The 7169-nt window shown below is 72.5% G+C and carries 7 protein-coding genes and 1 pseudogene; 2 read left to right on the forward strand and 6 right to left on the reverse strand.

Annotated elements, in window-relative coordinates; genetic code table 11:
- Both E6R18_RS33600 and E6R18_RS34350 read right to left on the reverse strand, forming a co-directional pair.
- Positions 1-342: pseudogene (locus E6R18_RS33600) on the reverse strand (1,3-beta-glucanase); the annotation flags it as partial.
- 247 nt (positions 343-589) lie between these two features.
- Positions 590-742, reverse strand: coding sequence for a hypothetical protein (locus tag E6R18_RS34350; protein WP_168712513.1), 153 nt, complete (start codon positions 740-742; stop codon positions 590-592).
- Positions 743-989: 247 nt separating this feature from the next.
- Here E6R18_RS34350 and E6R18_RS33605 point away from each other — a divergent pair, with 247 nt between their 5' ends.
- Positions 990-2054 carry a biotin/lipoate A/B protein ligase family protein gene (locus E6R18_RS33605; protein ID WP_136320656.1) on the forward strand — a complete coding sequence of 355 codons (1065 nt, stop codon included), beginning with the start codon at positions 990-992 and terminating at the stop codon, positions 2052-2054.
- On the opposite strand, the gene E6R18_RS33610 is transcribed toward E6R18_RS33605, so the two are convergent.
- Both E6R18_RS33610 and E6R18_RS33615 read right to left on the reverse strand, forming a co-directional pair.
- The gene (locus E6R18_RS33610; protein ID WP_240799946.1) at positions 2051-3628 is read right to left on the reverse strand and encodes an amidase; all 1578 of its coding nucleotides are present in this window, start codon (positions 3626-3628) and stop codon (positions 2051-2053) included. The two genes, E6R18_RS33605 and E6R18_RS33610, sit on opposite strands and share 4 nt — an antisense overlap.
- A gap of 118 nt (positions 3629-3746) precedes the next feature.
- Positions 3747-4109: a hypothetical protein gene (locus E6R18_RS33615; protein WP_136320652.1), complete on the reverse strand. Its 363-nt coding sequence runs from the start codon at positions 4107-4109 to the stop codon at positions 3747-3749.
- A 268-nt stretch (positions 4110-4377) separates the two neighbouring features.
- Here E6R18_RS33615 and E6R18_RS33620 point away from each other — a divergent pair, with 268 nt between their 5' ends.
- Positions 4378-5151 (forward strand): hypothetical protein, encoded by a 774-nt coding sequence (locus E6R18_RS33620; protein ID WP_136320653.1) that lies wholly within the window; start codon positions 4378-4380, stop codon positions 5149-5151.
- Here E6R18_RS33620 and E6R18_RS33625 read toward each other — a convergent pair.
- Positions 5114-5905: a cytosine permease gene (locus E6R18_RS33625; protein WP_136320654.1), complete on the reverse strand. Its 792-nt coding sequence runs from the start codon at positions 5903-5905 to the stop codon at positions 5114-5116. The genes E6R18_RS33620 and E6R18_RS33625 overlap by 38 nt on opposite strands.
- 112 nt (positions 5906-6017) lie before the next feature.
- Positions 6018-7034, reverse strand: coding sequence for a TIGR03842 family LLM class F420-dependent oxidoreductase (locus tag E6R18_RS33630; protein WP_136320655.1), 1017 nt, complete (start codon positions 7032-7034; stop codon positions 6018-6020).
- Positions 7035-7169: the final 135 nt, after the last annotated feature.

A 7169-nucleotide genomic window follows, 5' to 3' on the forward strand; every position in this document is an offset into this window, starting at 1 on the left:
GCACTGGTAGTTGGAGGGGTTCTCCTTGCGGGCGGTGATGACCAGATGGCCCTGGCCGTCCAGCGCGGCGTTCTTGTTCCCTGAGGTGTAGTACTGCCGCTCGTGGTTGTCGACGTTGTCGCCGGTCCCGATCTGCCACTTGCCGCCGTCCACGGCCGAGCCGGCCGCACCGTCGAACTCGTCGGAGAACGTCGTCGTGGCGGTCGCCGCCGTCTGCGACATCGGCGCGGCGGCCGCGGGGGCGGGGCCGCCGTTGCCCACCAGGCCGGCTGTGGCCAGGGCGAGAGCGAGTGCCGGGAGCACGGAGCGCAGCAGGCGCCGCGAAAGACGTGGGGAGTCCATGACTCTCCCTTCCGGTGCGTATATGGGGGAGGGAAGGCGAACCCCGCCGTACGCACGTAAGTCATGCGCATGACAGGTTGAGCAGACGCGGTGGAGCGGACGCGGGGCACTTGGTTCGTTACATGATTTAAGAAGTGAAGGAAGGTGCTGTCAAGACTTTGGTACGGACCACAGGAGTCGAAGCGACGACGGGCCCGCACGTACCAACGGTCCGCAGGGATGGGCGACATGCCTGCGGACCGGTGGTTCAGTGCCATGCGGCGGAGCAGTAGAAGTCGCACAGGTAGCGGGCGCCGAACGGGTCCATGGAGCGGTTGCCCGACAGGAAGAGGTCGAACCCGCGTCGAACCTGCGTTCGCTTGAGGATCTTGCCTTCTGGGGGGTGGGAGTGCGTGTGCACAGACGTGCGAGCGCCAGTCTCGTCCGCGCTCCGGCGCCGGCACCAGGCCCGGACGGGTCCCGCCACGACCTTGCGATGCCGCCGTGTCAAACGGCCTGGACGGATCATGATTTGTGCGTGATCACCTGTCGCCGGGCCCCGGACCGGTCCCGGTGCGGTCGGCGGACTAAACCGCGCACCGGTGGCGTTGTGCCTGGTCGGAGCCCTTGCGTGGGCAAGCGGACCGGGCGGAAGTGGAGGCATGGCTGTGCACGGTGAGTACAAGATCCCCGGCGGCAAGCTGGTCGTAGTGGACCTGGAGGTCGAGGGCGGCGCGCTGCGCGATGTCCGGGTGGCGGGTGACTTCTTCCTGGAGCCGGACGAGGCGATCCTCGCGATCGACGCGGCGCTGGAGGGCGCTCCGGCGACGACCGACACGGTCGCCCTGGCGGCCAGGATCGACGCGGCGCTCCCGGAGTCGACGGTGATGCTCGGCCTCACCTCGGAGGGCGTCGCCGTCGCCGTACGCCGGGCCCTGGCGCACGCCACGGAGTGGAGCGACTACGACTGGCAGCTCATCCACGACGCCCCGCAGTCCCCCGCGCTCCACATGGCGCTGGACGAAGTCATCACGGCGCAGGTCGCGGCGGGCAGGCGCCCGCCGACGCTGCGGGTGTGGGAGTGGGACTCCCCGGCGGTGATCATCGGCAGCTTCCAGTCCCTGCGCAACGAGGTCGATCCCGAGGGGGTCGAACGCCACGGAGTCACGGTCGTCCGGCGCGTCTCCGGCGGCGGGGCGATGTTCGCCGAGCCGAGCAGCACCATCACGTACTCCCTCGCGGTCCCCCAGTCGCTGGTCTCCGGCCTCTCCTTCGCCGACAGCTACGCCTACCTGGACGACTGGGTGCTGGAGGCCCTGGGCGACATGGGCATCAAAGCCTGGTACCAGCCGCTCAACGACATCGCGACGGAGGTCGGGAAGATCGCCGGCGCCGCGCAGAAGCGCGTGGTCGGCCCGGACGGGGGCCCCGGCGCGGTGCTGCACCACGTGACGATGTCCTACGACATCGACGCCGACAAGATGCTCGACGTGCTGCGCATCGGCAAGGAGAAGATGTCCGACAAGGGGACGAAGAGCGCCAAGAAGCGCGTCGACCCGTTGCGCCGGCAGACCGGACTCCCCCGCCAGGCCGTCATCGAGCGGATGATCGAGTCCTTCCGCAACCGGCACGGCCTGACCCGGGGCAACGTGACCCCCGAGGAGCTGGCCAGGGCCGAGGAGCTGGTCCGCACCAAGTTCACCACCGACGAGTGGACCGCGCGGGTGCCCTAAAGGGCCGGCGGCCGGTGCTCGAACCAGCGCCGGTCGGCCTCCAGCTGGGCGGCCAGCGCGACGAGCCGTTCCTCGCTGCGGGACGGGCCGAGGAGCTGGGCGCCGACCGGGAGGCCGTCCGGAGTGAAGCCCGCCGGGACGTTGACGCCGGGCCAGCCCAGCACGTTCCACGGCCAGGCGTACGGGCACGCCTCGGTCATCGCCACATCGGTGCGCCAGGCGCTCAGCCCGTCGAACCTGCCGATCCGGGGCGGCGGCAGCGCGGTCGTCGGGGTGAGGAGCACGTCGAACCCGGCCCCGCCGCGCCCCCGGTGGAACAGCGCGCCGATCCGCCGGTGCTGGTGCACCTCGCGCGCCCTGGCCGCCCGCACCACCCGGCCGCCGAGCCGGGCGCCCGTGCGCAGCGCGCTGCGGGTGCGCGCGTCCAGCAGCGCCGGTTCGGGGTGCAGTGCCGCGAGTTCGGCGATCCCGGCGGTGGCGCGGGGCACGAAGCCGAGGCCGATGAGCCCGTAGCGCGGCCGGGCCTCCTCCACGTGGTGGCCGAGCCGGGCCAGCGCCTCCGCGATCTCGGTGACCGCGCGGCACACGTCCGGGTGGGGCGCCGTGCCGGTGAGGGTGAGCGGGGGGCGCCAGGCGAGGGCGATGCGCAGCCGGCCCGGGTCGCGGCGGGCGGCGGCCGAGGCGCTGACGGGCGGCGGGCGGTGCGGGTCCTCGGGGTGCGGCCCCGCGACCGCGTCCAGCAGCAGGGCGGCGTCCGCCACGGTCCTGGCCAGCGGGCCGTTGACGGTGAGGCCCTGGAAGGCGTCGCTGTGCGGGTGCACGGAGATCCGGCCGCGCTGCGGTTTGATGCCGACGAGGTGGGTCCAGGCGGCGGGGATGCGGACGGAGCCGGCGCCGTCCGAGCCGAGCGCGGCGGGTACCAGGCCGGCGGCGACGGCGGCCGCCGAACCGCCGGAGGAGCCGCCCGGGGTGTGGTCGGTGTGCCACGGGTTGCGGGTGGCGCCAAACGCGGCCCCCTCGGTGAACGGCCACTGCCCCAGTTCGCAGGAGTTGGTCTTCCCGACGATCACGGCCCCGGCCGCGCGCAGCCTGCGGACGGCCTCGCTGTCGGCGGTCGCGGCGACCCGGTCCCCGGCGCAGCCGAAGTGGGTGGGCATCCCGGCGACGTCGGTGTCGTCCTTGACCGCGACGGGCACCCCGAGCAGGGGCAGCCGCTCCCCCGCCGCGAGCCGGCGATCCGCCTCGGCCGCTTCGGCGAGCGCGGCCTCGGCGCGCAGGTGCCGGAAGGCGTTGAGGGTGCCCCGGCTCGCTTCGATCCGCGCCAGCGCGGCGGAGACCAGCTCCATGGAGGTGACCCGTCCGTCCGCGAGGGCCCGCACGCTGTCGGCGAGACCGGGCGGGGCGTCGGCCTGCGGCCGTGCGACGCCGGATGCCGGGCTGCCCGGTGCTGTGAGGGCAGGTCCGGCGCCGCCCGGTGCCGCGCCGCCCGGTCCCTCGGCATCCAACGCCGCGCCGCCCGGTCCCGCGCCATCCGGTGCCGTGTCGTCCGTTCGGGTGATCTCCGCTGAGGACATGGGCCGTTCGCCTCCCTCGTACCGCCAGGTGCGCGCACCTGTCCGCCACCTGTCCGCGCGAACGGACTTACTGGAGGGTAACGAGTGGGGGCGATCCCCTCAACCGTGCGGGACGCTCCTACGGCCGGACGCTGATCTCGCCGATCCCGGTGCCGAGGCCGGCGCAGTGCGCGGTCGACTGGCCGGACTGGCCCGGGCTGAGGGTGACGTGCTCGCCGTCCACGTCCGGGGACCAGCCGCAGACCAGGTGCACCCAGAAGGTCTGCGTCATGCCGCCGTTGTTCCGGCACAGCGCGTACCCGGTGTAGTCGTCGACGGCGTGCTTGCCCGTCTCGCAGGAGAGGCCGGGCGGCGTCGCGGCGGGGGCGGCGGCCGATGCTGCGGTGGCGAGACCGCCCGCCACGGCGAGGGCGGTGGTCAGACCGGCGACGGCGGCGGAGCGCAGCACGGCACGGGACGGGCTTCCCGGGAACGTCTTCATGGTGCCCTTTCGGTGGTGACCGTCCGTGACCGGTGTGGAGGCCGCGGGCGGTGGCGTTCGGTACTGGTGCACGGGCGGTCCGCCGGAGCGGCCGCCCACGGCTTCCCTAACCGGGGGCGCCGGGAGAATGTCACGTTGCGTGTGCACCGGAGGGCGGTCGCTCGGATGCGTGTACGCCGAAGGGGCGACGTCCCCGGCCCCGGCGTACGCTCGTTCTGATCGGACGGAGCACCCGAACAGTCCCGCCACGACCCTTCGAGGAGGCGACGTGACCGGCTCTCACCTCGGCACACGCCCGGCCGCATGGACAGCGGCGATCCTGATCGGCGTCACCGGCACCGGCGCGCTCGGCGGTGTCGCCCATGCGGAGGACATCGACCACCTCACCGCCCAGCAGATCGCCGACCGCTCCCGCGACGCGCTGCTCGGCGCGCACTCGCTGCATGTGACCACGCGCGGTGACCTCGGCCGGGGCGGCAAGCCGATGTCCCTGGACCTCACCCTCGACCGGGACGGCAACTGCAACGGTTCGGTGGACCTGGGCCGGAGCCAGGGCTCGGTGCTGATCGTCAAACGCGGCGACGACGTGTGGCTCAAGCCGGACGCGGACTTCTGGAAGAACCAGGTGCCCAACGGCGGTTCGGCCTTCGCCGCGATCCTGGGCGACCGCTACCTCAAGGCCCCGGCCGACAACCCCCGGCTGCGCGGCCTGACCAAGACGTGCGACCTCGACACCGTCCAGAAGCTCGTCAGCGACAACGCGAACGACGACAGCGGCACCCTCAACAAGGGCCCGAAGACCACCCTCGGCAAGGCGTCCGTCGTGCCGCTGACCAGGATGCGCGGCAACACGACGCTGACTGTGGACGTGGCGGCCACCGGCAAGCCGTATCCGCTGCGGCTCACCCTGCACGGCGACGACGGCGCGGACGCGGTCGTGAACCTCTCGGACTTCGACGAGCCGGTGCCCAGGACCACGCCCTCGCGGAGTGAGTCGTTCGACGTCAGCGCCCTGCTGAGCCGGTCGTCCTCCCCGCTGTGACGCCTTCGCGCCCCATGAGGAGCGCGTACAGGACCAGCGATGAGACGAGCCCCACCGCCCAGCCGTAGTCGGCGAGCGGCTTCAGGAACGGCACCAGGCCGTCCGAGGGGAACGGCCCCTTCCCCGGCTCCGAGTGCGAACCGCCGATCGCCGGCACGCCGCCGACCGCGAAGGCGGTGACGGCCCGCCAGTTCCAGCCGCCCGCATACCAGTAGCGTCCGCCGGGCCGGTACAGATCGGCGAGGTCGAGCACGGTGCGCCGCGCGATCCAGTAGTCGGCGATCAGGATGCCCGCGACCGTGCCCGGCAGCCCGCCGACGAGGCCGAGCCAGGTGAAGATGCCGACCCCGCCGATCCAGGTCTGGATGCCGAACCGGGCACAGGCCACCGCCGCCCGGATCAGGGCGGGCAGGTTGGCGCCGCGCAGCCCGAACGACGCCCGCGCCAGCACCGGGAAGGGGATGCCGTACTTGGGCCCGGCGTGACCGGTGAGCAGCATCGGCCCGAGCACGATCAGGTTGGCGAGCGCGATGGTGAAGACCGCCTGCTTCCAGTCCATGCCGAGGGCGACGAGACCGGAGGCGAGCAGCCAGGACGCAATGTTGTGGGCCATGCCGACCCAGAGGGCGGCGAAGTCGTACGTGGTCCAGTCGCGCCGCTCCAGCGGGACGGGCAGCAGGTCCTGATTGACGAACCGCTTGTCGTCCGGGGCGGCGCCGGGAGCGAGTTCGACGCGCTCGGGGCGTACGGGTATGGGGTCCTGGGACGGGGTGGTGGGGCGGTCGACGTCATGGCGGCTGAACCCTTCGCTCGGAGCGGTGCCGTGCGGGGCGGGACGCGGGTGCGTACGACCGGGGGCGCGGCCGTCAGTCGGTGAGGGCGGGGATGACGGTGGAGCCGTAGGCGTCGATGGTCGCCTCGCGGGCGTCGTGCATGTTGTAGACGGCGAACTGGTCGACGCCCAGCTCCTTGAGGTGCCTCAGCTTCTCGATCTGGGCCTCGGCCGGGCCGAGCAGGCAGAAGCGGTCCACGATGGCGTCGGGGACGAAGTCGGTGGAGGGGTTCCCGGCGCGGCCGTGGTGGCTGTAGTCGTAGCCCTGCCGGCCCTTGATGTACGCGGTCAGCTCGTCGGGGACGAGGCCGGAGTGCTCGCCGTACCGGGCGACGAGGTCGGCGACGTGGTTGCCCACCATTCCGCCGAACCAGCGGCACTGGTCGCGGGCGTGGGCGAGGGCGTCCGGCGAGTCGTCGGCGGTGACGTAGGCGGGGGCGGCGACGCAGATCGCCACGGAGCCCGGATCGCGTCCGGCCCCGGCCGCCGCGTCCCGTACCGCCTTGATCATCCACTCGGTGAGGTAGGGGTCCGCGAGCTGGAGGATGAAGCCGTCGGCCTTCTGCCCGGCGAGCGCGAGGGCCTTGGGACCGTACGCGGCCATCCAGACCGGGAGCCGGCCGTCCTTGACCCACGGGAGCCGGACCGGCTGCCCGTCGACGGACGCCTCGCGGCCTTCGGCGAGGTCGCGGATGACGTCGATGGCCTCGCCGAGCCGGGCCAGGGTGTTGGGGCGGCGTCCGGCGACGCGCATCGCCGAGTCGCCCCGGCCGATGCCGCACACGGTCCGGTTGCCGTACATGTCGTTGAGGGTGGCGAAGGTGGAGGCGGTCACCTCCCAGGTGCGGGTGCCGGGGTTGGTGACCATGGGGCCGACGGTGAGGCGGTCGGTGTGTTCGAGGATGGCGCTGTAGATGACAAACGGCTCCTGCCAGAGCACCGCCGAGTCGAAGGTCCAGCCGTAGCGGAATCCGTTGCGTTCGGCGCGGCGCATCAGGCCGACGACGGCCGATGCGGGCGGGTCCGTCTGGAGGACGAGTCCGAAGTCCATGCCGTCAACTCCTAGGGCCTGTGTGAGGTCGTGATCAATATCTGCGTTCCGCTGCCGTGCCGGGACGGATCACGGTAGAACGCCGGTGTGACGCGCCGACAGCTCAGTGACGACCAGTGGGAACTCATCCAGCCG

It is taken from the genome of Streptomyces sp. A1277 (genome assembly GCF_004795015.1).
Lineage (GTDB): Bacteria > Actinomycetota > Actinomycetes > Streptomycetales > Streptomycetaceae > Streptomyces.